The sequence below is a fragment of the Streptomyces sp. SP18BB07 genome, assembly GCF_036322545.1.
Classification (GTDB): domain Bacteria; phylum Actinomycetota; class Actinomycetes; order Streptomycetales; family Streptomycetaceae; genus Streptomyces; species Streptomyces deccanensis.
The window spans coordinates 131,854-157,376 of sequence record NZ_JAQYWT010000296.1; the positions used below are offsets into that span (position 1 = coordinate 131,854).

23 protein-coding genes and 2 pseudogenes are annotated in these 25,523 nt (G+C 69.0%); 7 read left to right on the forward strand and 18 right to left on the reverse strand.

Translation table 11 applies throughout. The features are described from left to right. The first annotated feature begins 54 nt into the window (after window positions 1-54). Window positions 55-907 (forward strand): annotated as a pseudogene (locus PUR53_RS18090) (IS5 family transposase). A gap of 19 nt (window positions 908-926) precedes the next feature. Here PUR53_RS18090 and PUR53_RS18095 read toward each other — a convergent pair. After that, window positions 927-1,490, reverse strand: coding sequence for a TetR/AcrR family transcriptional regulator (locus PUR53_RS18095; protein ID WP_329900747.1), 564 nt, complete (start codon window positions 1,488-1,490; stop codon window positions 927-929). Between the two features lie 62 nt (window positions 1,491-1,552). Here PUR53_RS18095 and PUR53_RS18100 point away from each other — a divergent pair, with 62 nt between their 5' ends. The 3 genes from PUR53_RS18100 to PUR53_RS18110 all read left to right on the forward strand — a co-directional run bounded on the left by PUR53_RS18100 (window position 1,553) and on the right by PUR53_RS18110 (window position 4,309). After that, window positions 1,553-2,353: an SDR family oxidoreductase gene (locus PUR53_RS18100; protein WP_329908892.1), complete on the forward strand. Its 801-nt coding sequence runs from the start codon at window positions 1,553-1,555 to the stop codon at window positions 2,351-2,353. 69 nt (window positions 2,354-2,422) lie between these two features. After that, a complete protein-coding gene (locus tag PUR53_RS18105) occupies window positions 2,423-3,493 on the forward strand; it encodes an aldo/keto reductase (protein ID WP_329908893.1) in 1,071 nt (356 codons plus the stop codon). A gap of 69 nt (window positions 3,494-3,562) precedes the next feature. Further along, window positions 3,563-4,309, forward strand: a complete 747-nt coding sequence (locus tag PUR53_RS18110; RefSeq protein WP_329908894.1) for an SDR family oxidoreductase — start codon at window positions 3,563-3,565, stop codon at window positions 4,307-4,309. A gap of 320 nt (window positions 4,310-4,629) precedes the next feature. Here the strand turns inward: PUR53_RS18110 and PUR53_RS18115 are convergent, their stop codons facing one another. The 16 genes and pseudogenes from PUR53_RS18115 to PUR53_RS18190 form a co-directional block, all read right to left on the reverse strand. After that, window positions 4,630-6,021 carry a transposase gene (locus PUR53_RS18115; protein WP_329908895.1) on the reverse strand — a complete coding sequence of 464 codons (1,392 nt, stop codon included), beginning with the start codon at window positions 6,019-6,021 and terminating at the stop codon, window positions 4,630-4,632. Continuing rightward, complete coding sequence (locus PUR53_RS18120; protein ID WP_329908896.1) at window positions 6,018-7,667, reverse strand: DUF4158 domain-containing protein; 1,650 nt, start codon at window positions 7,665-7,667, stop codon at window positions 6,018-6,020. The genes PUR53_RS18115 and PUR53_RS18120 overlap by 4 nt, the downstream gene beginning before the upstream one ends. Window positions 7,668-7,896: 229 nt before the next feature. Beyond that, the gene (locus tag PUR53_RS18125) at window positions 7,897-8,211 is read right to left on the reverse strand and encodes a hypothetical protein (protein WP_329900741.1); all 315 of its coding nucleotides are present in this window, start codon (window positions 8,209-8,211) and stop codon (window positions 7,897-7,899) included. 136 nt (window positions 8,212-8,347) lie between these two features. Continuing rightward, a complete protein-coding gene (locus tag PUR53_RS18130; RefSeq protein WP_329908897.1) occupies window positions 8,348-9,721 on the reverse strand; it encodes a hypothetical protein in 1,374 nt (457 codons plus the stop codon). 244 nt (window positions 9,722-9,965) lie between these two features. Next, window positions 9,966-10,295 (reverse strand): helix-turn-helix domain-containing protein, encoded by a 330-nt coding sequence (locus PUR53_RS18135; protein WP_329908898.1) that lies wholly within the window; start codon window positions 10,293-10,295, stop codon window positions 9,966-9,968. Beyond that, window positions 10,292-11,368 (reverse strand): tyrosine-type recombinase/integrase, encoded by a 1,077-nt coding sequence (locus PUR53_RS18140; protein WP_329908899.1) that lies wholly within the window; start codon window positions 11,366-11,368, stop codon window positions 10,292-10,294. Before PUR53_RS18140 ends, PUR53_RS18135 begins: the two co-directional genes overlap by 4 nt. Window positions 11,369-11,943: 575 nt before the next feature. Then, the gene (locus PUR53_RS18145; RefSeq protein WP_329908900.1) at window positions 11,944-12,762 is read right to left on the reverse strand and encodes a hypothetical protein; all 819 of its coding nucleotides are present in this window, start codon (window positions 12,760-12,762) and stop codon (window positions 11,944-11,946) included. Continuing rightward, window positions 12,759-12,941, reverse strand: a complete 183-nt coding sequence (locus tag PUR53_RS18150; RefSeq protein WP_329908901.1) for a hypothetical protein — start codon at window positions 12,939-12,941, stop codon at window positions 12,759-12,761. The genes PUR53_RS18145 and PUR53_RS18150 overlap by 4 nt, the downstream gene beginning before the upstream one ends. A gap of 239 nt (window positions 12,942-13,180) precedes the next feature. Beyond that, window positions 13,181-14,080 (reverse strand): alpha/beta fold hydrolase, encoded by a 900-nt coding sequence (locus PUR53_RS18155; RefSeq protein WP_329908902.1) that lies wholly within the window; start codon window positions 14,078-14,080, stop codon window positions 13,181-13,183. 331 nt (window positions 14,081-14,411) lie between these two features. Beyond that, entirely contained in the window at window positions 14,412-15,290 is an 879-nt protein-coding gene (locus PUR53_RS18160) for an LLM class flavin-dependent oxidoreductase (protein ID WP_329900733.1), read from the reverse strand. A 159-nt stretch (window positions 15,291-15,449) separates the two neighbouring features. Next, window positions 15,450-15,917 carry a cupin domain-containing protein gene (locus PUR53_RS18165; protein ID WP_099945715.1) on the reverse strand — a complete coding sequence of 156 codons (468 nt, stop codon included), beginning with the start codon at window positions 15,915-15,917 and terminating at the stop codon, window positions 15,450-15,452. A gap of 330 nt (window positions 15,918-16,247) precedes the next feature. Next, window positions 16,248-17,162: an NADP-dependent oxidoreductase gene (locus PUR53_RS18170; RefSeq protein WP_329908903.1), complete on the reverse strand. Its 915-nt coding sequence runs from the start codon at window positions 17,160-17,162 to the stop codon at window positions 16,248-16,250. 72 nt (window positions 17,163-17,234) lie between these two features. Then, window positions 17,235-17,735 carry an SRPBCC family protein gene (locus PUR53_RS18175; RefSeq protein ID WP_329908904.1) on the reverse strand — a complete coding sequence of 167 codons (501 nt, stop codon included), beginning with the start codon at window positions 17,733-17,735 and terminating at the stop codon, window positions 17,235-17,237. A gap of 178 nt (window positions 17,736-17,913) precedes the next feature. Beyond that, window positions 17,914-18,082 (reverse strand): annotated as a pseudogene (locus PUR53_RS18180) (aldo/keto reductase); the annotation flags it as partial. A gap of 360 nt (window positions 18,083-18,442) precedes the next feature. Continuing rightward, window positions 18,443-19,387: an NADP-dependent oxidoreductase gene (locus PUR53_RS18185; protein WP_329908905.1), complete on the reverse strand. Its 945-nt coding sequence runs from the start codon at window positions 19,385-19,387 to the stop codon at window positions 18,443-18,445. 97 nt (window positions 19,388-19,484) lie between these two features. Further along, window positions 19,485-20,060: an NAD(P)H-dependent oxidoreductase gene (locus tag PUR53_RS18190; protein WP_329908906.1), complete on the reverse strand. Its 576-nt coding sequence runs from the start codon at window positions 20,058-20,060 to the stop codon at window positions 19,485-19,487. A 457-nt stretch (window positions 20,061-20,517) separates the two neighbouring features. Between PUR53_RS18190 and PUR53_RS18195 the strand changes: the two genes are divergently transcribed. After that, window positions 20,518-21,021, forward strand: coding sequence for a MarR family winged helix-turn-helix transcriptional regulator (locus tag PUR53_RS18195; RefSeq protein WP_329900727.1), 504 nt, complete (start codon window positions 20,518-20,520; stop codon window positions 21,019-21,021). Between the two features lie 114 nt (window positions 21,022-21,135). On the opposite strand, the gene PUR53_RS18200 is transcribed toward PUR53_RS18195, so the two are convergent. Continuing rightward, window positions 21,136-22,104 (reverse strand): helix-turn-helix domain-containing protein, encoded by a 969-nt coding sequence (locus PUR53_RS18200; RefSeq protein WP_329900726.1) that lies wholly within the window; start codon window positions 22,102-22,104, stop codon window positions 21,136-21,138. 392 nt (window positions 22,105-22,496) lie between these two features. Here PUR53_RS18200 and PUR53_RS18205 point away from each other — a divergent pair, with 392 nt between their 5' ends. Continuing rightward, the gene (locus PUR53_RS18205) at window positions 22,497-22,853 is read left to right on the forward strand and encodes a cupin domain-containing protein (protein ID WP_329908907.1); all 357 of its coding nucleotides are present in this window, start codon (window positions 22,497-22,499) and stop codon (window positions 22,851-22,853) included. Window positions 22,854-23,044: 191 nt separating this feature from the next. Then, complete coding sequence (locus PUR53_RS18210; RefSeq protein WP_329908925.1) at window positions 23,045-25,120, forward strand: ATP-binding protein; 2,076 nt, start codon at window positions 23,045-23,047, stop codon at window positions 25,118-25,120. Window positions 25,121-25,523 lie beyond the last annotated feature (403 nt).

A 25,523-nucleotide genomic window follows, 5' to 3' on the forward strand; every position in this document is an offset into this window, starting at 1 on the left:
TGGTGTTCTGGGATGTTTTTGTGACTGGCGGCGTCGGCGGTCGTTGCACGGTGCGTGAGTTCTCGCCGTCCGTATCGCAGTGATGTGTCCGATGCCCGCTGGGCTCTGATCGAGCCGGTCTTCGCCGCCTGGCGGGCGAGACGGACCGGTCCCGGCACGGCGGCCCGGGTGCATGACTTGCGGGAGATCGTCAACGCGATCCTGTACGTCAACCGCACCGGCATCCCGTGGGAGTACCTGCCCCACGACTTCCCGCCGTGCAAGACCGTCTACGACTACTACGCGAAGTGGGAAGCGGGACGGCACTACCCAGCAGGTGCATGACCTGTTACGTGACAAGACCCGACGAGCCCACGGCCGCAGTGCCGAGCCGACCCCGGCCGTGATCGACGCGCAGAGCGTGAAGACCTCGACAAACGTGGCCGAGACCAGCCAGGGCATCGACGCCGGCAAGAAGATCAAAGGACGCAAACGGCACCTGATCACGGACACGCTCGGTCTCGTGTTGGCCGTCGTCATCACCGCCGCGAACGTGCAGGACACCACCGGCGGCAAGTTCCTGCTCAACGACGTCGCTGCGAACCACACAAGCGTGTCCAAGGTCTGGGCCGACGGCGGATACCAGAACAGCGTCTTCAACCACGGCGCCCTCCTCGGCATCGACGTGGAGGTCGTGCAGCGACCTCGAGCGAAGGGGTTCGAGCCCCTGCCGAAACGGTGGGTGATCGAGCGGACCTTCGGCTGGCTGATGCAGCACCGCCGCCTGGCCCGGGACTACGAAGCCCTACCCCAGAGATCCCGGGCAATGATCCACTGGGCGATGGCTAACAAAATGTCCCGCGAACTGACGGGAGAATCCACGCCAACCTGGCGAATCGAAACGGACATGACCGCCACAACGACCTGAACGTTGATCAGATACCCTCTTAGCGGGGCCTGAGTCCGTCGACGACGACGTCCAGCATTCGGTTCAGCTGGGGGCGCTGCTCGGGTGCGCCGGCCACGGAGAGCAAACCGGCGAGGATGCCGCCTACCTCGACCGGGTCGATGTCGCTGCGCAGTTCTCCTGCTGTGGCGCCGGCCTCGAGCACCATCGCCAGGACCTGCTGGACTTCGTCGCAGACCGGTCCGGTGCCGAAGCGGCCGGAAGCGCTCATGGCGACCAGGGCCTCGCAGATGCCGCGTCGTTCACCGGCCCAGTCGGCGAATCGGAGCATCCACGCGTGGAGGGCCTGCGCGGGTGGCTCGGTGGCCAGCAGGGTGCGCGCATCTTCGCGCAAGGGCCGGATCTGGTCCCGGTAGACCTCTTCGACCAGATCCTCTCGGGTGGGGAAGTGCCGGTACAGGGTGGCGTTCCCCACTCCCGCGCGTTTGGCGATCGCGTCCAGCGAGATCGGGCGTCCGGAGGCGAAGGCTTCGGCAGCCGTGGCGATCAGCTGCTCGCGGTTGCGCTGCGCGTCGGCGCGCAGGGTGCTGCGTGGAGGTGTCATGACCTTCGCGATCGTGAGTGTCGGATGAGGCTCGGGAACGATTCGGGGATGTCCCCGGTTCAGTGTACGGTGAGGCAAACGGGGAGTTCCCCGATTACGGGTGGTCTCACCCATCGCTTCAGCGACGAAAGGTTTGCCATGCCTACAGCGGTCATCACCGGGGGACGACCGGGATCGGTAGAGCGACGGCCGAGCTGCTGCACGCCCGCGGCTACCAGGTCGCGGTCACCGGACAGAATCCCGAATCCGTCTCGCGGGCGCAGTCCGAGCTCCCCGGTGACGTGCTTGTCGTCCGATCCGACGGGCGCGTGCTCTCCGACACCGACGCCCTGATGTCGGCGGTGTCGGCGCGGTTCGGATCGCTGGACCTGCTCTTCCTCAACGCCGGGATCTTCCGTCCGGCACCGGTTGCCGAGGTGACGGAGGAATCGTTCGACGAGCACGCCGACCTCAACTTCAAGGGCCAGTACTTCACCCTCCAAAAGGCCCTTCCCCTCATGAACGACGGCGGCTCGATCGTGCTGACCGTCGGCATCGGATCCCGTCGCGGCACCCCTGGCGCCACGGTGGGGGCGGCGACACGCGGCGCGCTGCTGGCCATGCTGCCCTCGCTCGCGCTCGAACTGGCCCCGCGCAGGATTCGCGTCAACGCCGTGAGCCCCGGGGCCACCGACACCCCGCTGCTCAACAAGCTGGGGGTGCCCGAGAGCGGCCGGGACGCCATGCGCTCGAAGATCCCCTTCGAGCGCTTCGGATCCAGCCAGGAGGTCGCGGAAGCAGTCGCCTTCCTCGCCTCGGACGCCGCCGGCTACATCACCGGCCAGGACATCACCGTGGCCGGCGGCTACGGGCTCGGCGCCTGAAACCCGGGCGGGTCGACCACCAATCTGCACCTCTCGAACGCCACGAGCCGCACCTCACAGGAGAACGCGATGGCACTCACTCTCGACACTTATCGGCTGCTGGGCCGTTCCGGACTCCGGGTCTCACCGCTGGCGCTGGGCACGGCGACCTTCGGCACCGAGTGGGGCTGGGGCGCCGAGCGCGACGAGGCGCGCAAGCTCTTCGACCGCTACACCGAGCTCGGCGGCAACTTCTTCGACACCGCCAGCACCTACACCAACGGCAGCTCCGAGCGACTGCTCGGTGAATTCGCCCGCACCAACCGCGACAAGATGGTGCTGGCGACGAAGTACTCGACGCTGTGTCAGCCCGGTGACCCGAATTCCGGGGGTACGCACCGCAAGAGCATGCTGGCGTCGGTGGAAGCCAGTCTGCGGCAGCTGAACACGGACTACATCGATCTGCTCTACGTGAACGTATGGGACTTCAGGACGCCAGTGGAGGAGATCCTGCGGGGCCTGGACGACCTGGTGAGGCAGAGCAAGGTGCTGTACGTGGCGATCTCCAGCGCCCCGGCCTGGCAGGTGTCGCGCATGCAGGCGATCGCCGACCTGCGCGGCTGGTCGCCACTGGTCGCACTGGAGACCGAGTACAGCCTGATCGAGCGCACCGCGGAGCGTGACCTGATCCCGATGGCACGCGAGATGGGACTCGGCGTGGTCCCCTTCTCTCCGTTGGGCGGCGGGGTGCTCACCGGCAAGTACAGCCGGGAGGACCAGAACCAGGCGGGCTCCGTTGTCGGCGAAACCGCCGGCAACCGCAAGAGCCTCAACGTCGCCCTGGGATGGGTCACCGACCGCAACCTTGCCATTGCCGATGTGGTGAAGGAGGTGGCCTCGGAGCTGGGCCGCACACCCGCCCAGGTCGCACTGGCCTGGTCCCTGAACGCCCCGGGCGTGACGGCACCCATCATCGGCGCCCGCACCCTCGCGCAGCTGGAGGGCAACCTGGGTGCCCTGCAGGTCGACCTCACTCCTTCCCAGCTGGCCCGCCTCGACGAGGTCAGCGCCATCGACCTCGGCAATCCGCACAGCCTGCTCGCCAGCGATCACATCCGCACGGTCACCACAGGCGACATGAAGATCGAAACCCTCGGCTGATTCGCTTCATGAACGGCGACATCCAGACATATCACCACGTTTTTGATGAGGGAACGGAGCAACCTCGGCATGGGTAAGTACAGCGACAAGAATGTGGTGATCACGGGTGGCAGCAGCGGCATGGGGCTCGCGCTGGCGGAGCTGCTGGTGCAAGGCGGAGCCCGCGTGGTGATCACCGGCCGTTCTCAGGCCAAGCTCAACGCGGCACGCGAGCGGCTCGGCGAGAATGCCGTGGCCGTCCAGGCGGATGTGGCCTCACTGTCCGACCTGGATATGCTCGCCGGCCGTGTAAAGAGCGAGCTCGGCTCGATCGAGGCTTTGTTCGTCAACGCCGGCATCTCACCCCTCACGCCCCTCGAGTCGACGACCGAGGACGTGTACGACGAGCTGTTCGCGATCAACGTCAAGGGCGCCTTCTTCACTGTGCAGAAGCTCGCTCCGCTGCTGAGCGCGAACGTCGGCATCGTCCTCACCACCTCGATCGCGAACGTCATCGGCATGGTGGACACCAGCGTCTATGCGGCCGGCAAGGCGGCGCTGCGCTCGATGGCCCGCACCTTCTCCCGCGAGCTGCTTCCGCGGGGAATCCGTGTCAATGCGATCAGCCCGGGTCCCATCGACTCGGGGATTCTGGAAACGATGAACTTGTCCAAAGAGGCCGCCGACCAGTTCAGGGCGGAGCGGACCGCGAGCAACCCCATGAAGCGCTACGGCACCGTCGAAGAGTTCGCCAAGGCGGCCGCATTCCTCGCCTTCGATGCCACGTACACCACCGGCATCGAGCTGGCCGTGGACGGCGGCGAAACCCAGCTCTGAGCTCGTCTGCCCTCCCGCCACGGGCGTAAGGCCCGCTACCACGGCGGTTTCAGGGGGCTCCGCAACACGTGGTCGTGTCGATCAGGCCGCGAGCTGTTTATGCAGGCGCTCGGCTGGGGTTTCCCAGCCGAGCGTTTTGCGTGGGCGGCCATCGAGTTCGGCGGCGACGGCGTCAAGATGCTCGCACCAGGAGGTTGTCGCGGCCCATGAAGACACGCCGACTGAACCTTCCCCCGTGAAGTGGACACCCGTTTGTGTCGTTATGCGGCGAGGGTGCTGGTGACCAGATGCTGTTCGTAGGCGATCGGAGCCCCAGCTCCTCACCCCAGGACCGCCGGTCTACCCTCGGGGGCGCGCGGCCTGGGCACGGCGTCCCGGGCGGTCAGGTCCAGGTCGAGGCGTCTGTTCATGTCCAGCTCGAACCGGCCGTAGGGATTCACATGGGTCCAGAACAGCGGGGAGAGCGCCCTCCGGTCCGCGTCAGTGAGGGTGTCGGCCCACTTCGGATCGGCGAGGACCTGCTGCACCAGCAGCGTGTTGACGTGGACCAGAGCGGACTGGAGCAGGTGCAGCGCGAGCATGCTGACCTCCTGGGACTCCTTGTCCGCGTCGGCCAGGTCGCCGTCCTTGCCGTAGAAGAGGTCCTTGTTCGCGGAGTTCCAGTTCTCCACGACCTGGAGCCCCTCGTGGATCTCCTGGCGCATTTCGACGTCGGCGAGGTAGTCGCAGACGAACGCGGTCCGCACGGCACGCCCGAGTTCTTCGATGGCCTGGTAGGTGGGGTGCTTGGGGCCGCCGCGGGTGAAGCGGCGCAGGACCTGCTCGGCTTCGGCGGTGCCCTGGCGCAGGGCGGTGGTGTACTTCACGATCTGGTCGTACTGCTGGCGGATCAGGTCCCAGTTGATCGTCTTGGTGGACAGCACCGGTGCGAGGTTCGGCCACTTCTCGTCCTGCCCGGCGGCTGACCGGTACAGCTTCGCGGAGCCGATGTTCTTCAGCCGCGGCATCAGCTTGAAGTCGAGCATGTGGGCGAAGGCGAAGCCGACGATGGAGGCGCCGTGGGTGTCCGTGTACTGCCGGTCGACGTCCATGTCGGTGCAGTGCCGCAGCACGCCCTCGATCATCGAGGCGACTTCGGAGGCCGAACAGCTCTTGAGCTGGGAGTAGATGCAGACCGACTTCCGCTCGACGTGCCAGTAGATGAGCACGCCGGGGCCGCGGTAGCGCTGGTGCCACTCGGTCATCAGGTTCGAGGACCAGGCGCCGAACTTGCGGCTGTCGGAGGCGCACGCCGTACCGGTGCCCCACCACATCTCGGCCCGGGCAGCGAAGGTGGCGTTCACCAGCTTGCGCAGGGCCGCGCGCATGTTGGTCCGGTTGACGAACAGGTGCCGCACCCGCCGCAGCGTCGCCTCGGACTCGCCGTGCTTGCCGGTCACCGCGACCCGCTTGATGCCCATGTTGGTGCCCAGACCGAACAGCACCAGCAGCAGGCGGCGCCGCAGCACGTCCTTGGACAGGTTCTCCCTGGTGGCCACTGAGGTGAACTCAGCGATGAAGTCCGTGTCGAACTCGGCGTACTTCAGGATGTCCAGCAGGTCGATGGTGCCCCAGCGCCGTTCGATCTCGCCCTTGACCGCCACCAGGTTCTCAGGCTCCTCCTGCTTCGCCCGCGGGGAGACCCGAATCCACGGCTCGCCGTGCTTCTTCACGATGGCCCCCCACCCGTCGTGCCCTCCGCCAAGGCGCTCTCGAAGCAGTCCAGTGAGGTGCGGAGCCGCTCTTGCAGGGCGCTGATGAACTCGCCGGAGTCCTGCGGCTGGCCCAGCGCGGCGTAGTGCACGTCCCGGTTGTCCTCGAAGTCGGCGGGCAGGTCGTCCTCCGGGTTGCGCCACCGGTTCGCCCCCACCACCCAGATCTCCCGCCGGCGCACCGCGTCCCGGAGTGCGACCAGCGCGCACAGTTCGTACGGGATGCGCTCGACCCGCCCCTTGTCGTCCACCGCCGCCGCCCGCCACTGCTCGGGCACCACCCCCGTCAGCGGCACACTCTCCGCCGGATCGAAGAACGCCCCCTCCTTCAACGGCTGCTCTAGATACCGCTTGAGCAGGGCGATCGCGTCCATCACCGGCCGGTAAGCGGTGTTGTTGCACTTCCATTCCAGCGAGCCCAGCAGCGGCGAGAGCATCCTCCGCCAGCGCGCCGAGTACGACGACCGCAGCGCGGTGCGGACCCGCGCCTTGTAGCGCGCCTCGTTCGCCGCGGCCTCCGCCGCCAGCGCCTTCAACGTCTTCTCCCAGCCGACCACCGGGTAGATAACCCGCCGCACCGTGCCGGACGGCTCGGACAGCGCCGCCTCGGAGACCCGCAGCAGCATGCCCTCCTTCCCCCGGATCTTCTTCAGCTCGGCATTCAGCTCCTTGTCGACCTTCCGCTCCGCCCTCGTGTTGATCTTCAGTACGAGCTGGATGAACAGATCCACCAGTGAGTCGGTGATCTCCGTCTGCAGCACATGGCACAGCGTCGCCAGCAGCGTCAGGCGCCGGGCGGGTGTCATCCGCTCCAGGTTCGCCGGGTACTCCTTCGACGCTCGCGCCCGCCACGCGTCCACCAGCTTCTCCGACACGTCCGCGAACAGGTCCGCGGGCAGCTCCAGCCACCGCACCCGCTGGAGCTTGTGCACCTCCGCCAGCAGGCTCTCCAGCCCCGGCGCCCCCGGATCGGTCTTCAACTCGGCGAAGTGCGACCGTCCGCCGCCTGCCACCGAGCCCGCACCGGCCGCGCCCTCGCCCGTCTCGCCCCCGCTCCCGACAACCAGGTCCTCCAGCCGGGAGCGCGTCGCATGCGAGATCCGCTCCAACCTGCTGCGGCAGAACTGGGCCTCGAAGTCCGTGACCGCCCGGCCCACCAGCCGCCGCACCTGCCCGGGCGCCGACGGCTCGATGTGGTCGCTGCGGCACCGGGCCACCACGGCCGCCGCAAGCCGGTCGCGCGACATCTCCACCGGGCACAGCTCGGTCGCCAGCCACGCGGCCAGCCGGCCCTGATCCTCCTCAGTGTTCGCCCGAAACCCGTACGCCGCCCGGATCTCGCCCCGGTGCCTCTGGATCGCCTTGCTCTGCCAGTCGTAGTCCGCCCATGCCTCCGCAGGCACCTTGACCTGCTGGGCCACGTACTCCACCGCGGCGGTCGGCACCTCCTGGGCCGACTCGGGGAACCGGGCCTCCACCTCGAAAAACTTGAGCAGCAGCGCGAACCCGAGCCGAGTCGCCCCGGACTTGTTCCGCACCCGCTTCATGTCGTCTTCCAGCAGCGTCCAGACCTCGATCAGGTCCTCCGGCTCCCAGTCCTGCCGCACCCGTACTCCTCGCCCCACGCCCGAGACCACTCGTTCAGCCCAACGAGGCGCCAGGCGAGGGGAAACGACGACCACAGCAGGCACACAGCGCTACATGTCCGTTCGCCGTAGCTATACGAGAACAGGGCCAAGAGTTCCGTGAGTTCAGGCGAAGTGAAGGACCTTCAACGGGAACCCGCGAATCTGATCCTGTGCTGTGCGGAGATGGCCCTGCGAGTTCGCTTCGAACTCACGGCGAGGGATCTGGTGCCGTGTGTGTCGTGACCTCGTGGAGATGCGCCTCGACCGGGCCCAGGTGCTGGTCGTGGGCGAGGACGAGCTCGTCGGCGAGGTTGAGGATGCGGATGCTTCCGCTGGGGAACTGAACGGTGATGCCGACGGCGAAGTCCAGGTTCCCGTCCCGATAGCGGATCTCTCGGACGGAGAGAACCTGCTCGCCGACGAACGGACTCGTCGGGAAGTCCCGTGGATCGTCCTCGACCGTAGTGTGGCCGTACTCGTCCATGTCGTAGGGGGCGTGGGGCTGGTCGATCTCCAGGGCCAAGCTGTCGCCACTTGTATGGAATCGGACGGGGCCAAGGCCGTCCATGTGTAGCCACAGGTGCAGGAGGGACGGCCCGCTCTCTGGGTAGTGGTGCCAGGACGTTGTCACCTGCAGCAGGCGCCTGTCGGCCAGGCCCTCAGCTTTGATCACCCGTCGATGCTTTCACGTCGTTCAGCGACTCGGAACTGGATTCCAGGAGGCGGCGAGCCGAGTCCGCGTAGCGGATGGCGGTCTTCTCGTCGATGCCGAAAACGAGGGCGAGGTGAAGGGGGTCGGCGCCGTGGGTGAGGGCTTCTTCGAGCTGGCGGTCGACGCGGAGCCGTTCGAGGGTGGCGGTGAGGTTGCGGGTGGCCCGGGTGGTCCAGAGCTTGCCGGCCGGGCCGAGTTCAACGGCGGTCTTCTGGGTGATCAGCAGGTGGGGGTTCGCCGTGTTCGGCCAGCGGCTGCGGCGATGGTCGAGCCAGGCCAGGACCGCACTGCGCGTGAGGTCGTCGAGCGGGCGGACGTGGCCGCCGACGGTGATGCGCCGGTTGCCCAGGTCGACGTCGTCCAACTGCATGGTGCGGATCATCTTCGGTCGTGCCGCATGGACGGCGGCCAGGGCGACGATGAGTCGGATGTCTGGGGTGGTGGCGGTGGCGATGGCTTCGTCGATGTCCGCCTGGTCGAGGGCTTGAAGGACGCCGCCGGTCTGCCGGGGGACACGGATGCGGATCGTGGGGCTGCGGAAGATCTGGCCGTTCTTCTTCGCGTGCCGGAACAGCGACCGCAGCGCGACGATGCGGCTTTCGCGCTGTTTGCCGGTGACAGCGTCCCGGGCCGCGATGATGTCTTCCCGGCTGACCTCTCGCAGGTGGTCGTAGCGGTTGGACCACTCCAACAGCACCGGCTGGATCTCGCTCAGGTAGGCCCATGTCGTGCGCCGGGAGCGAGGCTCGGATCGCGGGCCACCGTCGAGGAGGGTGCGAATCCAGGCTTCGACGGCGCGGTGGATGCCCGGGGGTATGCCGTCGAGTTTTCGCTCCAACCACCGGTCGACGGCGGGTGGTTGGTCGTCGGTGAACAGGCCGAGATGGTCGAGGACTTCGGCGGTCCGCACGACGGGAAGTCCACGGACTCGTAGGGCAGGGAAGAGCTCGGAGTATCGGATCGACTCACCTTCGCGGAAGCCGGACAGCACGATGACCAGGGCTCGGTTCACGTCGCTGGCAATCCAGCGGCTCCAGCCGCGGGCCTCTCCTAGCGCCCGAGCGGCCTGCCGGGCCCGGACCAGCCAGGGATTGGCCAGGTCGGCGTGGAGTTCCCGGTCGAACCGACGGAAGTCCCGAGGGGCAGTGAACAGCGTCAGTTGTGTCGACGTCGTGATCACGCGAGGCGGTTCGGGAAGCGGCGACGGCTTCAGCACGCGCCGTCCGGCCTTGCCGACCCGCGGCCCGCCATTCTTGGGCCGCTGGAGGTTCGCGAAGAACAGCTGCTGGCAGGTCACCTGTCGTAGGTGCGGCTCGATCACCGAAGCCTTGCCGCTGGCCTTGATCGCTCAGGTCGCCTGAGCCCGGCAGAGACGGCAGTAGCCGTACTTGTCATCGACCGGGACCTGTCGTCGGCAACCGGCGCATTCGCCGACGGCGTGTTGCTGGCCGTAGGTGTAGCAGCCGCGGCAGAACCGGCCGGGCAACTGCCCCCAGGCGAAACAGCCTGAGCAGGAGGCCGCCGACTTTTTCTCGCTGATCTTCCCCATGGTGATGGCGAGGAGGTCACATCGGCGGCAAGGAACGGCCGTCGCGGCGCTTGGGCACCACGGCCGGGGCCACCATCGAGCCGGTCGTGGCCTCCTGGACGCCGGCCTGCTGACCTGGGCGCCTGACCTTCCCGGGCTCGGGAATCAGCAGGTCGCTGATCTCGCATCCGAGCACGACGCAGATCACGTCCAGGTCTTCCAGCTTGAGGGAGACTGGCTGGCCGGACCATAGGCCGGACATCTTCCCGGCCGAGATCACCATGCCGTGTTCGGCCAGGCTCCGCTGGAGTTCGGACGCCTTCCAGATGCCTTTGTTCGCGGCGGTCAGCCGTAGGTTCCACTTCATCTCATCAGTCCTTCCAGCCGCTTCGCGGCGCGCTGCTGCCCGGACACCCAGGCGTCCTCGACCCGGGTCTGCTGGACGTGGATGTACCGCATCGTCGTGGCGATCCAGGAGTGCCCGGGCACCTCCTGGATCCCGAGCAGATCAAGACCCCCGAGGTAGAGCTCGGACGCGCAGAAGTGCCGCAGGACGTGCGGCGTGAGCGTGTCGGCCCAGCCGGGCAGATGGGCTTTCGCCGCAGCGGCCAGGCCGTTGCGCAAGGCGTCGTCGCCGACGCGGCGCGAGGAGCCGTCTGCGTTCTTGCGCTCGGAGGGGAACAGCGGGGCACCGGGGCGGGTGTGGTCGTCGTCGAACTGGCCCCAGACGTCCTCGATGAACCACCGCAGCGTGCGGTCGGCGCCGTTGATCAGCGGCACCATCCGCTCGCGCGGCCCCGAGCCGCGGGCGCCCTTGCCGTGGCGCACGTGGAGCTTGCCGAAGCGGGCCAGCTCCCACTTGATGTCGGCCAGGTCGAGCTTGCATGCCTCGCTCACCCTGAGTCCGACCTGCGACATCAGCTTCGATGCGGTGTAGTTCCGCGCGGTCGGGGCGAACTTGCGGCAGGTGGCCAGCTCGCCGCCCCAGCCGGTGAACAGTGTCTTGATCTCCGGCTCGGTCGGCGGGATCCGTAAGGCAGCGTCCTTGGAACCCCGTGGCCGGTTCATCTCGTCGATCGGGCACTCGACGACCCGCCCGGTCATGCGGTGGATCTCGACCTTGTGCCGCAGCTCCAGGAACAGGAAGTACGTGGTCAGCGCCTGCGCGCGGGCGAGCCGGGTTCCACTCGGCGAACCCCGCAGCACCTTCCCGAAGTACTCGTCGGCGTCGGCGGGCTCCATATCCCACAGTGGTCGGCCGAACCAGGCCCGCATCTGGTCCAGGTGCCCAACGTCCCCGCGAATGGTGCCGTCCGCCAGGCCCGCCGAGGCCCGCGCGAGCACGAACCCGGCGAGCACGTCGGTCTCGAACTGCTCCAGTTCCTCCGCCGAGACCGGATCGCGGAACTCGCGCAGGTCGCGTACGGCTGCTAGCGCCAACCCGAGCCTCCTCACCTTCACCCCAATCGCAGATCGATCGGACGAAGAGAGAACGCTTCAAGAATCCTGAAGTTACGTCACCAGCTTGAAGAGCACCCCAAGGAGACAGACACCCTGGCCACGGGGACAAGGACTCAGTGGGGCTCAGGGGAACTCACGGGATGTCGCACACCACGGCCGTCACGTCGTCCACCTTGACGACACCACAGCAGCCCTACTGCATGCCTGGCTCCGCTACCGCCATCAGCGTTGGCCACGCACCGTCAACGCGCACCTCCTCGTCACCCAACAGACCGCCAGCACGACCGATCCTGTCTGCGCGGACTACGTCTACAGGCGCTTCGATCCCGCCGGGCTGACTCTGCGCGCAGTTCGCGCCGACAGAATCCTGGACGAGGCCCGCGAGACCGAAGACCCCGTCCACCTCGTCCGTGTCTTCGGAATCTCCATCACCACTGCCATGAAATACGTCCACACGGCCCACCCCCACCGTGGCGGCCCCATCCCTCCATGACGGGCGGGTGTCCCTGAGTGCCTGACGATGTCGGGGATCTTGGGAGTCCGACCGGGCGCGGTCAGGAGGGCTGCCGACCGGCCGGGACTCCGCCGGGATCGTCGGCCAGCTCGATGACTGCGGTGATCCGCGTGCCCACCGGTTCCCGCTGAACACAGAAGGTCTGGGACACCGCCATCGCGATGTCCAGGCCGTGCTGACCGATCCGTTCCGGGTCGGTCGCTTGGACCGCCGGCAGGGTGGTGCTGCTGTCCCACACGCCTTTGCCGTCGACCGACAAGACCAGTGGCGTGGTGTCGGTGCAGGGGGCGGGTACCAGGGCGTCGTAGAACGCGTCGATGTCCACCGCGGCGCTGACAGCGAGTTCCTGGACCTGCCGGTGCCCGATGCCGGAGCCGGTGTGGGCGTTGATCCGCTCGCAGGCGTCGGCGAAGCTGCCGCGGGCGGACTCGATCGCGGCGAGCCTGGCCAGCCCGTGCGAGTGCATTCCGCCCGGCCGGTTCAGCACCGCGTCGGCCGGGTGCACGTCCGCCACGCCGGTGCCGCGGTAGGCGATCCGGACCACGGTGACCTTGCCGAACACCGTGGCCAGCCTCCGGTGCCGGCCCCGCTCGATCCGGGAGCGCCCGACACCGGCGGCGTCCACGACCTCCTGCCGGCGCACCTCGTCCCTGGCCCGCAGCGTCAGGTGGTCCTGGAACAACTGCCGGGTGACCTCGCGCATCCGCGCCCCCAGCAGATCCTCCAATTGTGCGTGCGTCATCACCGCCGCCTCCGGGGCCGCCAGCTCCGCACACGCCGCGGCGAACAGACCCGCCGAGGCGGCGAACGCGTCCTCACACTCCGCGAGCGCACCCCGAGCCGGCCCCATCACGCTCACCACCCCTGCTTCCTGCCGTCGACCTTGAACAGCCCGGACGAAGGCTCGGCCAGGATCCCGCGCTCCACGAGGCGCTTCAGCTTCGAGCGCATCCCCTCGACATGCCGCGGCTCGGTCCCCAGACCCAGGTGCTGGCAGACCTCTTTGCAGCGCATTGCCGCCCCCGAGGTCGCGAACAAGGCGATGATCTCCTCCGGCGGCGGTCGCCCCGCGAGGTCGCCCCCGGCGAAGTGAGACGGCCGCCAGCCGCTTGTGCAACGCCACTGTCTGGCCCGAATCAATCATGAAAGTGACTCCGCGACATGGTCCTCGCCGGGTGACTTCTGCCCCGCTGTGGGACAGCCTCCAGCCAGGTTTCTCTCGGTGTGGTTTGCCTCGAACCCGTCGGCGGCCCGGCCGCGTCCGGCCGCGTGTGTCTTCAGGTGCGCCTGGCGGGGTGGGGTGGGGCAGCCAGGAAGGGGAGAAGCTCGCGGGCGAAGGCATCGGGATGTTCCTCGGGCACGAAGTGGCCACTGCCCGGAATCACTGCACCGGTCAGCCGCTGCGCGACCGTGTTCAGACTGTCGGTGAGTCGGGCGCCTGTGCTGTGTTCGCCGCCGACGGCGAGTACGGGCATGGGGAGGGTTCCTCCGGTTTCGTGCCAGGCCCGGTTGACGCGGCCGTCCTCAAGGAGGGTTCGGTAGTGCGCGAAGCCGGCGCGCAGTGCCTCGTATCCGCGGTAGGAGGAGGCGACGGTGGCGACCTCTTCCGGCGGGAAGATGCCGGGTACCGCGGACAACCGATCGAACCACCAGGTGAGGAAGTCGCTCTCCTGGCCTTCGAGGAGCAGCTCGGGCAGTTCTTCGGTCATGAAGAGGCCGAAGTGGAACAGACCGCCTGAGGCCACGTCCATCGCCTGCTCCAAGCCGAAGCCGGGCAGGGCGAGTTCGACGAGGACGAGGTGTTCGACCTCCTCGGGGTGGAGGCGGGCGTAGGCGAAGGCGACCATGCCACCGATGTCGTGCCCGACGATGCGCACGCCGCCGTGGATGCCGAGCTGTGCGAGGAGTTCGCGCATGTCCTCGGCCTGTGTGTTCTTGTCGTATCCGCTGGGGGGACGGTCGGAGGCACCGATGCCGCGCAGGTCGGGTGCGACGACGCGGTATCCGTGTGCGGCGAGGGCTGGCATGAGGTGTCGCCAGGCCCGCCATGTCTGGGGCCAGCCGTGCAGAAGAAGTACGGGTTCACCGGCCCCGCCGACCACGGCGTGCAACCGGATGCCGTTTGCCGGGACGGTGATGCTTTCGAATCCCTCGGGGAGGGGCACTTCGTCGCTCATGGGATCACCTGGGGTCAGGTCGAAGAGGAGGACCAGGACTTTCTGGTCGCGGGGGCCGGTGGAGTCGGCGGCGAGCCCGGCCGGTACCTGGTCGGTGAAGGTGGCGCAGGCTCGGTCCGTTCGGTGCGGGGCAGTGATGCCGGCATCGTCTGGTTGGCGTTCGAAGCCGGAGGGGGACGGGGGAGGACGCTGCTCTGGGAAGGAAGACCCTGACGGGTATGGCCGATGCCGTGCGGGACGCCGACCCTCGTGTGGGGCCGTGCTCCGGTCCGTGCCGCGGGAGGTCATCCCTGTGCGCGGCATGTTGCCCGGTCCGAGAGCACAAGGAGGTTCAGGTTTCCCGTGCGAGGGCTTCGCGGACTGCGGGTACGACTTCGGCGGCGAACGTGCGGATCTGCTGGGCGTGGTCTCGTTCGGGCCAGATGACGAAACCGTTCATTTTGACGGTGCGCACGAGTGTGACGAGGTGCTCAGTCCACTGGGCGGCGGGCGCCTGGAACGGGCCGGCCGACTGCGGTTGGATGACACCGGCGATGTTGTAGACCCGGCGGATCGTGTCCGGATCGCGGCCCGCCGCCAGAGCTGCGTCGTTGATGCGGCGGACAGCCGTGGGCAGTGCGTCGAGTCCGAGGTAGGCGTGCGAGGGAAGCCAGCCGTCCGCCTTTGCACCGGTCAGGGCCAGCATGCGGGGGCCGTACGAGCCCAGCCACAGTCCCAGACCGGGGGTCGGCGCCGGGCCGGGGTGGACGCCGGCGAGCGAGTAGTGCGCGCCGTGCGTCCGCACACTGCGCTCGCCACTCCACATGGCCTGGATGACGGTGATCGCCTCTTCGAGTGCGTCGGCGGCCTCCTTCGGTGTGCGCCGGGGGCCGCCCATGGCCTCGATGGCTTCCCAGAAGGCGCCGGCGCCCAGGCCGAGCTGGACCCGGGAGCCGCTCAGTCTGTCCAAGGTCGCCGCAGCCTTCGCCAGCACCGCCGGCGGACGCAATGGCAGGGAGCTGACCGTCGGGACGAGCGTGACATGTTGCGTCCGCGCGGCCAGGAACGTGAGCAGCGTCCAGGTGTCGTCGAACGCCGCTTGGTAGGGATGATCCTGGATGGTGAGAAGGTCCAGGCCGAGACTGTCGATGAGTAGTGCCTGCTCACTGGAGCGGCCGACGGGCAGAGCGTTCGGCTCTACGTTCGCTCCGAACAGGACAGGGAGTGCCATGAAGGTCTCCTGAGCAACCGGCGCTCGACGCCGGTCGGCGGTGGTCGCAGGTGAGGAGGGAAACGGACCCGCTGTCGTCTCGGAGGCAGCGCCTCCGAGCGCAGGCGGCAGCCGGAGGCGGTGGCTGTCGCGGCACGGGCGCTCGGGCCCGTGAGCGGTTCAGCGCGGCGGGCCGAGGATGACGCCGCCGTAGAGTTCGGATGCTTCCGCCAGGAGGGACTTGGGGATCTCGAAGCCGTCGGGGCGTGGGGTGGTGAGGTCGCGTCCGGCGTGGCGGAACATGCCCTCGATGCCGCCGGGCGTGGCGATCATCAGAAGGTCGGCGCGGTCGGAGGTGATGCGGTAGCCGTGCGGGACGTTGCGGGGCAGGTAGACGATCCCGCCTTCGCTCAGTTCGTGTTCCTCCTCCCCGGACCACACCAGGGCCGTGCCCTTGATCAGCATGAACACCTCGTCCTCGCGGGTGTGCAGGTGGAACGGCGGGGCTTCGCCCTTGGCGACGTCGAAGCGGCCCACGGTCAGCTTGCCCTCGGTGGCTTCCTTGTCGAGCAGTACGGAGAATGTTCCCCCGTCGAGCCATTCCAGCTTCTGCTGCTGTTCGGGCTGCGCCAGATAGGCCATGGTCATCGGGGACCTCCAGGGAAAATCCGGCCTTCAGGCCGGGGCGGAATCGGACTCCTGCGGAGCGGGGCAAGGGGTCGGAACACGCCGGAGCGAATCCCGGTGCCCTGACTCGCAAGCCTGAACTTGACCGTGATGCTGTGCGTTTGTGAGGACCGCACACGGTGTGAAGCGGGCGTTCACCTCCGGTGAGGGAGGGACGCAGAGGGATATGGGTGGGGCGGGGGACGGTGTGGGCCACACGCGACGAATCCGGATATCGCGTGGGTACGGACCGACCGGAGAGGACCGGCTGGTTGCAGGCGGCTGTGCGGGGCCGGCCCCCGCGGGAGAAGGTCAGTCGACGGTGAGAACGAGCTTTCCGCGGCTGTGGCCGGCGTCGCTGGCCTGCTGGGCCTTGGCCGCGTCGGTAAGCGGGTAGGTCGCGCCGACCGTGATCGCCAGCGTGCTGTCGGCGGCCTGCCGGGCCAGTTCGGCCAGCCGAGCCGCCGAGCGGCGCTGCGGGCCTTCGGCGAAGACGATGCCGAGTTCGCGGGCGCGGAAGTCGGCGGTGGTGACGATCCGGTCGGTGCCGCCGCGCAGGGTGATGGAGTCCTCCAGTGCGCCCTTGCCCGCGGCGTCGAATACCGCGTCCACGCCGTCGGGGGCGAGCGCGCGGACCCGCTCGACCAGGCCGTCTCCGTAGACCAGCGCGGTGGCGCCGAGCGAGGTGACGTACTCCTGGTTGGTGGGGCCGGCGGTGCCGATGACACGGGCGCCGCGGGCGACGGCGAGCTGGACGGCGACGGTGCCGAGTGCGCCGGACGCGCCGTGGATGAGCAGGGTCTCGCCGGTTTTGACGTCGAGCAGGTCCAGGACGCGGTCGGCGCCGTCGCTCGCCACCGGCAGGGCGGCCGCGTGCGTCCAGTCCAGGCCGGCCGGCTTGGGGGCGAGGACGGCCGCACTGGCGAGTGCGTACTGGGCGTACGCGCCGGTGTCGGACCAGCCCAGCACCTCGTCGCCCTCCTTCAGATGGTCGACGTCCTTGCCGACGGCGTCGACGATCCCGGCGATCTCCCCGCCGGGGATCGCGGGCAGGGTGGTGGGGAAGATGGCTTCCATGGTCCCGGAGCGGATCTTGCCGTCCACCGGGTTGACACCGACAGCCTGTACACGCACGCGGACCTGGCCGGGGCCGGGCTCCGGGATCTCGGTCTCCGCCTCGTGCAGGACCTCGGTGCCGCCGAACGTGTCGAAAACGATGGCCTTCATCACTGCTGTCTCCTTGATGAACTGATCCGGTGAAATCAATGGGGTGGCTGAGCACCTAAAACGCGACGCCAGTCATGTGCTGGCCAAAGATCTGTCGGGTGGGCTCGTTCGTGGGCTGGAGCCGCGGCGATTTGGGCCGTCACCCGGTCCGGAGCGGCGCCTGCTCACTGTTTTCCGCTGTTTCGATGACGTGGACGCACCGTCGAGGGCGGCCACCATGTAGCGGCGCCAGAGCGGGGCGAAGGGGCCGGCGAGGATCCAGCGGCGGCCGGGCAGCGGCTTGAACTCGTACGTCCAGCGGATGAGGGTGCCGTCACCGTCGGGGTTGACGTTGAACTCGCCCCGTACACCGGCCGCGAGGCGGGAGAGGACGTTGGTGAAGCCGGTCAGCTGGTAGGCGAAGCTGGAGTCCGGTACGTACTCGGTGAGTTCCTCGTCGGCCTGGGAGCCGTCGTCGAACTGCGGGTTTCTTCGCGGGCCCACGTGGTCCCAGGCCTCGGTCTGGTTCTTCACGCCGCTGATGCCGGGGAACGGGGCCACCGGGCGGAAGACGGTGGGGAGGTCGATGGGCACCAGGATGCGGAAGGCGTCCTGGGGTGTCGAGCGGGGTGCCGCCGCGGTTGGTGATCAGTGCCGTGGACCACTGTCGGCTATGTGCTGCGCGAATTCCTCGTCGGTCCTGGATGAGGTGCAGGTAGGCGAGCCCGAGCGGGGTGACGGCGTCGAGCAGCGCCGGGTAGACGTCGTGCATGTCGGGGTAGGGGTGCAGCGCCTCCCGGATCAGCTCGTTGGTCACACGAGGCCCGTAGGCCCCGCTCGTGTCGATGTGGGTGATCCCGCGCTCGACTGCATCACGCAAGACGGCCAGAGCGCCCTCGTGGTCGGCCGGGGGCTCATGACCCCGGGCCGGCCAGTTGCATGTCGCCGTAACCGAACCGGGTGACGGCCGCGTCCCCCAGTTTCCAGGTGCCGCCGGGAAGGGGAAGAGACGGCGCATCCGCATCCGCATCCGCATCCGCATCCGCGCCCGCGCCCAGCGGGTCATGTCGATGTGTCACGACTGTTTCCTTTCTTGAGGTCAGTGGGACGGGCCGGGGGCGCGGTGGTGAGGCTCTGCCCTGCTGATGGGGGGTCAGGAGCGGTAGCGGGTACAGGGTGCCGCGATGTCGCCTGCGGCCGGTGGTGTGGCGTCCGCCATCGCGCCGGCCATCGGGGCAAGCGCCGCGGCGATTTCGGGGTCCAAGCTGAGTGCGCCCTTTCCTTTCGGTGGAGGGCCGGCGTCAGGCGGCGGGCGGGACGACGATGACCTTGCCGTGCACCGCGCCCTCGGCGGCCCGTGCATGCAGCGTCGGCAGCTCGGCCAGCGGCACCCGCTCGGCGACATCGACGCGCAGCTCGCCGCGGTCGATTGATGCCACCAGCTTCGCCAGCTGGTCGGCGTCGCTGCGGACGAACAGGTCGATGCCCCGCACGCCGCGCTCCTCGTCGCTGGGGGCGGGCATCCACACCGTGGTGTTCACCAGGACCCCGCCGGGACGGACCAGGGTGACCAGCGCGGCCAGCTCGGCCGGGTCGACCGGTGCGAGGTTGAGCACGACGTCGACCGGTTCGGTCACCGCCGCGGTCATGCTGGTGGTGGTGTGGTCGATGACTTCGTCGGCGCCGGCGGACTTGACCGCTTCGCTGCTGCGCGGGCCGGCCGTGGCGATGACGTGAGCACCGGCGTTCTTGGCCAGCTGCACGGCGTAACCGCCGACCGCGCCGCCCGCGCCGTTGATGAGTACGCGTTGCCCGGCTGTCAGCTTGCCGTGGTCGAACAGCGCCTGGTACGCGGTCAGGCCCACCAGCGGGAGTGCGGCGGCGTCGGCCAGCGGGACGCTCTTGGGGGCCGAGGCCAGGACCGCGGTCGGCGCTAGAACGTACTCCGCCGCGGCTCCGGTGCCGTCCATCGGCAGGAAGCCCACGACATCGTCACCGACCGCTATGGCGTCCACGCCCTCGCCCAGCGCGTCGATGGTGCCGGCGACGTCGATGCCGGGGGTGTGGGGCAGTTCCACCGGGATGGGGCCGCGCATGAAGCCGCCGCGGATGTTGCCGTCCACGGGGTTGAACGACGTCGCGGCGACGCGGATCCGGACCTCACCGGCACCGGGGAGGGGCTGCTCCACGTCCTCGTAGCGCAGGACGTCGGGGGCGCCGTACTCGTGGAAACGTACTGCCTTCATTTCGGTTCTCACTTTCACCGCGATCGATGTTGCTTCGAATTCGAAGTAACTGTTGATGACGATACATCTACTTCGAATTCGAAGCAAGTGCTGTCGGTTACCGCCGGTGCGAGCGCATCGCCGCGGCGAGTTCGGCGGCGGCTTGGTCGATGCAGGCCCGCAGCCGCGCCGCGTCGCCGCGCCCCGTGGCCGGCCCGTCGGCGGGGCCCGCGACGACGACCGTGGGCACGGGGTCGGCGTGCACGCCGGTCAGGCGCCCGCGTATCACCTGTGTGATGTCGGGCGGCTGCCAACGGGAGCCGCTGTCGAGCGCCAGCAGCATCGGCATGCCGGCCAAAACTCCGTCCCCGAGGACGGCGAGGAACGAGTCGAACACCTCACTCGGGGATGCGGCGAGCACCGGGGTCACCACCACCAGACCGTCGGCCGCTACGACCGCCGCGACCGCCTCCCGCAGGTCGAGGCTGGCGCAGCCCTGGGCGGAGTGCTGGGCGAGGTCGGCCGCCAGCCGGTGCAGCTCCAGCACCTCCACCTCGGCGCGCGCACCGCCGGCCGCCAGTGACCGGCACACAGCCTCCGCGACCCAGTCCGCGAGCAGGCGAGTGGGACGCGGATGGCCGACACCGGCGCTCAGGACGGCCAAGGACACCGGGCTCCACGCGGCGGTGCTCATCCCGGCATCATGTTCAAGGCTTCTTCTTCCCCGCGGCCGGGCCGTGGTGCCGTCACCGGGGAGGACCGAGAAGGACGTTGCCGGACAGTTCCGCGGCTTCGGTGAGCAGTTGCACGGGGATGCTGTTGGTCCTCACATCGTGCGAGGCAGGGGATGCTCATGGCCGGTCCTCGGGATCCGTGGGCGGCGGCGCCGTCCTCCTGCTCGTAACCCTGCGCCGCACCACTGCCCGATCTCCATGTTCTGGAGTGCTCAGTGGGGCCCAACACTGCCCACGCCGTGCCCTCATGAGGTCATGGCATCGGGCCCGTGAGACCCTCGCGTCCGGCTCACTTCGCCCGGGAGGACACCGGCATTCGCGGAGGAGTTCAGTTCCAGCTCCGCCTGCGGTGGCTGGAAGGGCCGCACGCCGCACGGCACACCCCACTCTTCGAATTCGAAGCAGTAGACTCCCGTCATGCCTGATTCACCGCCGTCGCTCGACCCCGTACAGCTCGGCGCTTACTTCGACCTCATCGAGGTGACCAGCCTGCTCCGGCATGCAGTCGAGCAGCAGCTGCGCGAGACCGGCGATCTCAGCTATGTGCAGTTCCAGCTGCTGGCCCGCCTCGGGGACTCGCCGACAGGCAGCCACCGCATGACCGACCTCGCCGACGGCGTCGTCTACAGCCGCAGCGGCCTGACCTACCAGGTGGATCTGCTCCAGAAGGAGGGCCTGGTCGTCCGCGCTCCCTCACCGGACGACGAGCGGAGCATCACCGTCACCCTCACCGACGCCGGACGTGAGCTGCTCGCGAAGGTGCTGCCGGGTCACGTCGAGGTGGTCAGCGGTCTCCTGTTCGAACCGCTGTCACGCGACGACGTCAAGACACTCGCCGCCCTGCTGGCGCCGGTACGCGAGCACATGCGCTCGACGCCGCCTCGCTCGGCCGCGCCTCGCCGCCGCAAAGGTGGAGCATAAGGACTCGACAGGCATCGGGGCCGCGGCGACCGCAGCGGATCAGGACACGACAGGACGCCGGGCAGCCCGCAGTCGCCGGTGAACGGGGAACGGGGGCGGAGTCAGGCCGGGTCATCAGGCTGGTCGGCGTGCGAATTGCGCCGGTGTCGCTTGGTACTGCTTCTTGAAAACGCGGATGAAGTGGCTGCTGTCGGTGAAGTGCCAGCGCGCGGCGGCCTCGGAGACCGTGAGTCGTGATCCGGGGGCGGTGAGTGCCCGGGCCGCTTCCTCCAGGCGTCGGCGACGGATGTAGGCGCTGAACGGCTCGTCCAGACTCGCGAAGGCCCGCTGTAGGGTGCGGACGGAGACGTGCAGGTGGGCGGCGATCGTGGCCGGCGATAACTCGGCGTCGGTGAGCCGGGCATCGGCCAGATCCTTGGCCGCTTGCGCCAGCGCCGGGATGAAGGTGGGCTCGCGGTCGTCGAAGTGGTCAAGGACCAGCCCCTTGGCCAGTTCGAGCAGGGCGTTGCGGGCCGCGTGCACGCCCGCCGGGCCGAGGTGTCTCACGGTCCGCTGGACCATGGTGGTGTGTGCCATGAGGATCTGCGCCGCGGGCGAGGTGGCCCGGCCGGTGCGTGGTTTCCCGGCGACCAGTGACCGCAGAGCGTCACCGGGGAAGATGAAGATGCGCCTGCCGATCTCGGGCGTGGTCTGGAAGTGGTTCTCCGTCACGACGTGGTGCATGAAGTAGGTGCCGGCCGAGACGTAGGCGTCATCGCCCTGGTCGTGCGGGTCCCGCAGGGTCGTCACACCTCGCAGCCCGACGTACAGCCTGATGTGGTCGTGCTCGTGCGTGCCGACCGCCTGGGTGCGCACGGATGAGGAGCCCCAGAGTTCGTTGACGACCGTGTCCTGCAGGGTCACCGAGCGCATGATTCCCTCGAAGCCGTCGACCGTGGAAGCGCTGAACTCCGGCAGGGGGTAGAGGTCTCCCATGCGGTCGTTCCAGGTGTCGACGAACAACTCCCACGTCCCCCGCCCCGTACCGGTGGAGTCGACGTCGATGGTGAACGCGCCCACCTTGGCGCTCGGTCTGCTGCTCATCTGCCCTCCGCGCGCATGGAGTTGTCGCCGGGATCCCATCTCGTGTCGCAAACGTACACGCTTCCTTCGCACGGCCGTTCCTACTCTTGGCCTTAGTTCAACCGTTGACGATCTTCCGCCCGCGAGTGCCGCCGACTGGGCTGCCGCTGTGCGGGCCGGAGTCGCCGCAGGGGCACTGCCCGGTGACGAATTCGTGGTCCCGCCGACCACTGATCCCCACCTGACCGACCTTCGAGGAGACGACCGCGATGATTCCCGATGACGATCCGTCCCGGTCCCTGACCGTGGCCAACCCGGAGGACCCCGGCACCACATACGTCTCACTGGTCGGCAACACGTACGCCATGCTGGTCACCGGCTAGCAGACCGACGGCCGGTACTGCCTGATCGAGGTGCGCGTGCCCGACGGCGGCGGCCCGCCGCCGCACCGGCACGACTTCGAGGAGATGTTCACGATCCTCGATGGCGAGATCGAGTTCACCTTCCGCGGCGAGAAGCACACGGTGCAGGCCGGGTCCACGATCAACGTTCCGGCCAACGCGCCGCACAACTTCCGCAATGTCTCGGGTGCGCCGGCCCGCATGCTGTGCATGTGCACCCCCGCCGGCCAGAACGAGTACTTCCTGCGCATCGGCGATGTCGTCGCGGGCAAGGACGCGCCGCCGCCCCAGCTGTCGGAGGGCGAGCTCATGGAGCGTCGCCGCCGTGCGGCCGAGCTGGCCGCGACCTACAGGAGCGAGTTTCTCTAGCCCGCAGGCAGGCGGGCCCGGGCGGCCCGCCTCAGATAGTTCGACGTGACCGGGGCCCCGGCTGGTCCCGGACCCGCTCCGGTCACGGATGGGGCCGTGTCGAGTGGTGTGACCGTGATGAGCGCTCCGGCGGCGCGACCGCGGACAGGCCGACTGTTACCGCTATTTATGAGGAGCGCGGATTGGGAGCGGTGGGACTGGCGGACCGGCTGGCCGCGGCACGAGACGGTGGGTTGGTGGGCAGGGAGCCGGAGCGGGCGGTGCTCGACCGGATGCTGTCGGGGGCGCCGGACGCTCCGCTCGTGGTGTACCTGCACGGTCCCGGAGGTATCGGCAAGTCCTCGCTGGTGCGCTACGCCGCCCGGCAGGCCGAGCTCATCGGCCGCCGCGTGGTACACGTGGACGGACGGTTCCTCGACGCCGACCCGCGCCGGCTGGAGGAGGCCGCGGCCCTGGCCTGCGCCGAACCCGGTGCGGTGCTGCTCATCGACACCTTCGAGCAGTGTCAGCCCCTTGAGGCGTGGCTGCGTGAGAGCTTCCTGCCGCGGCTCGCCGACCATGCGGTCGTGGTGGTGGCCGGCAGGGTCGCCCCCGACGCCGAGTGGTCGCTGGACCCTGGATGGGCACAGCTGTTCACCGCACTGGCCGTGCGGCCGCTGGACGCCGCCCAGTCCCACGCCCTGCTCGCTGCCCGGGGTGTTCCCGCCGAGCAGCGGGGTGCCTTCGTCGCCTTCGCGGGAGGCAGTCCGCTCGCTCTCTCGCTGGCCGCCTCCGTACCTGCCGCGACACCCGGCGCACTGTGGGAGCCGGCCGGCGACGTCCTGACGACCCTGGTCGAACGGCTGGTGGGCGACCTGCCCAGCGCCGTCCACCGGCGCGCCCTCGAAGTCGTCGCGCAGGCATACGTCACCCGCGAGCCCCTGCTGCGCGCGGTGCTGGGCGACGAGGACACCGACACGGTGTTCTCCTGGCTGCGCCAGCTGCCCTACATCGAGGCCAGCCCCGAGGGGCTGCACCCGCACGATGCGGTGCGAGCCACCCTCGAGGCCGACCTGCGCTGGCGGGACCCCGAGCGCTACGACGACATCCGCGTCCGCGTCTCGCTCGCGGGCCTGCGGGCCGTACGCGGCGCCGCCGACGACGACGCGCTCCTGCGGGTCGCGGAGTGGATGTTCCTCTTCCGCCACCAGGGCGGATCCGGCAATCTCTACAACCACCGGACGCACCCACATATTGAGGACACTCCGCTTCGGCCCGAGGACGTGCCCGGCGTGCTGCGCATGGCCGAGGAAGCCGAAGGCCCGGAATCGGCGGCCGCTGTCGCGCACTGGCTGCGCCGTCAGCCGGAGGCATTCCGCGTCCACCGCTACGCGGGCTCCTGCACACCTGTGTCGTTCATGGCCGTCCTCCGGCTGGACGCCCCCCTGCCCGAGGACCGTGCAGCGGACCCGGTGATCGCAGCAGTCTGGGGCCTCGTGGAGGCGGCGGCCCCCCTCGGGCCGGGCGAGCATTTAGGTATCCGCCGCTTCGCGGTGCAGGCCGGCGGGCGCCAGCGGCCCTCACCCCTGATGGAGCTCACCAGCCGGCGCACCATCGCCGAGGAGATGCGCGCCCACGGACGCGCGGTGACCTTCACCGTCTTCGAAGACGCCGACCGGTGGGGACGCTACCTCGCCGAGGCCGGGATGCCGGAGCTCGCGGCCGTGGACGTCGACGGGAGGCACCAGCACATCTTCGGCCGGGACTGGCGACGGCAAACAGTGGAGGAGTGGGTGCGACACCGGGCTCGCGCCACGGTCACGCCCGTAGCGACATGGCCCACGACTGCCTCCGCGAGTGGCCCGGGCCACCAACTGTCGCGCGCCGCGTTCGAGGAAGGAGCGCTGGAGGCGCTGCGCACCTGGCACACCCCCCGCGCATTCGCGACCAGCGTCCTGCTGCACTCCCATCTCGTGCCGCCGGGCTCATCCGACCCGACCGCCGACCTGCGCGGCGCCATCCTCACCGCGCTCGACGCGCTGCAGACCGATCCTGCGGGCGTCAAGGCACACGAAGCTCTCACCACCACCTACATCACGGCCCCCCGTACCCACAGGGCTGCCGCCCGACGGCTCGGCGTGCCCTACGGCACCTACCGGCGCCACCTCGCCCTGGCCAAGGAACGCCTCACCGAACAACTGCTGCGACAACCGGCCACGCCATCCACACCGATCCAGCCACAATCGTTGCCGCAGGAGTGCCCCCTGGTCAGCGCTGAGCACGGTTGAGCAGCACAGGCCGTGGCGACCGGACAGCGGGTCGGCGCAGAGTGTCCTGGCAGGAGGACAGCGCCGCTGTCCGGACCCTTGAGGACCCGCTATGAGCATGACCTTCCGCGCAGCCCGAGCAGAGCCAAGGCGACCACGACCGCCGCGGAGGTACCCGGCTTCGCCGCCGAACTGACCACCCGGCTCGGTTCGCCTTCCGGTCCTCGTCGTTGCCGGCGATCACGACTACCTGTACGCAGGCGACGACCCGGATGCATTCGTGCCCGACCGGAAGGCGGGCGCAGACCGACGACCTCATCAACCGATGGGCGGCGTCCCTCACCTGACCACCCACGCCGCGCGCCGCACCGTGCGGACCCGCTGAGACGGCCGGCGCCGACGAGATCGTCGACCACACCACCAC